Origin of the sequence: Amycolatopsis sp. NPDC059021, assembly GCF_042739895.1 — a bacterium.
Lineage (GTDB): Bacteria > Actinomycetota > Actinomycetes > Mycobacteriales > Pseudonocardiaceae > Amycolatopsis.
This window is the reverse complement of sequence record NZ_JBHYIQ010000087.1, coordinates 42,673-44,082: the sequence shown is the minus strand read 5'-3', so window position 1 is coordinate 44,082 and position 1,410 is coordinate 42,673. Positions and strand designations below refer to the sequence as shown.

The following is a 1,410-nucleotide window of genomic DNA, read 5'->3' as shown; positions in this document are numbered from 1 at the left end:
ACCCCCCAGATACACCGACTCGTTTCCCGGCCGGAGCGGCGTCCCTCCCCCCCCCCCCCCCCCCGCCGGCCCATCGTCACCGGGGCGCGCCCGGCGCCGCGTTTAGCCCGCTAACTGCACTTCAGGGCGGGGGCACGAGGTGGGCAGGGGCGGGGTTGGGGTGCCCCGTGCGCACGTCACCCACGCGGTCTAGCGACAATGGGGCGTAAGACTGGGGCGTGACCACGAGAAGGGACTTACCGTGCGGGATCTGGTCGAGATCGGCATGGGCCGCACCGCGCGGCGGGCGTATGGCCTCGACGACGTGGAGATCGTGCCCTCGCGGCGCACCCGGTCGTCGTCGGTGGTGTCCACCGCCTGGCAGATCGACGCGTACCGGTTCGACCTGCCGCTGATCACCCACCCGACCGACGCGATCGTGTCGCCGGGCACGGCGGTGGCCGTCGGCGAGCTCGGCGGTCTCGGCGTGCTCAACGCCGAAGGGCTCTGGGCCCGGCACGCCAATGTCGAGGACGCCATCTTCCGGCTGGTCCGTGCCGCCGAGGACACCGAGGACCCGACCGCCGTCGTGCGGGTGCTGCAGGAGCTGCACTCGGCGCCGATCCGGCTCGACCTGCTGACCGAGGCGATCAAGACCGTCCGCGAGTCCGGGGTCACCGTGGCCGCGCGGGTGAGCCCGCAGCACGCCGCCGAGCTGACGCCCGACCTTCTCGCGGCGGGCGTCGAGATCCTGGTCGTGCAGGGCACGATCATCTCCGCGGAGCACGTCCAGCGCGACGCCGAGCCGCTGGACCTCAAGGACTTCATCGGGCGTCTCGACGTCCCGGTGATCGCGGGCGGCGTCAGCGACTACCGCACCGCGATGCACCTCATGCGCACCGGCGCGGCCGGGGTCATCGTCGGCCACGGCGCCACCCCCGGGGTGACCAGCACCGACCGGGTCCTCGGTATCGGCGTCCCGATGGCCACCGCGATCATCGACGCCGCCGCCGCGCGCCGCGACTACCTCGACGAGACCGGCGGCCGCTACGTGCACGTGCTCGCCGACGGCGGGATCAGCACATCGGGCGACATCGCGAAGGCCATCGCCTGCGGGGCCGACGCCGTCATGCTGGGCGCCCCGCTGGCCGCCGCGTCCGACGCGCCGGGCCAGGGCCTCTACTGGACGGCCGCCGCCGCGCACCCGTCGCTGCCGCGCTCCCGCGTCGCCGCCGGCCCGGACTACGCCGTCGACCTCAAGACCCTGCTGTTCGGCCCGTCGTCGGACGCCGAGGGCGTCGTGAACCTCTTTGGCGCGCTGCGCCGCGCGATGGCGAAGACCGGCTACTCGGACCTGAAGGAGTTCCAGCGCGTCGGCCTCACCGTCCGCGCCTGACCTCGGCCGCGAAGTGCGTTTAGCCCGCTAAACGC

Annotated in this window: 1 protein-coding gene; it reads left to right on the top strand. The window is 73.5% G+C overall.

The genetic code is table 11. The annotated features are described in order from the left end of the window. Positions 1–241: 241 nt before the first annotated feature. Positions 242–1,375: a GuaB3 family IMP dehydrogenase-related protein gene (locus tag ACFWX1_RS36485; protein WP_378394366.1), complete on the top strand. Its 1,134-nt coding sequence runs from the start codon at positions 242–244 to the stop codon at positions 1,373–1,375. The last annotated feature ends 35 nt before the right edge of the window (positions 1,376–1,410 follow it).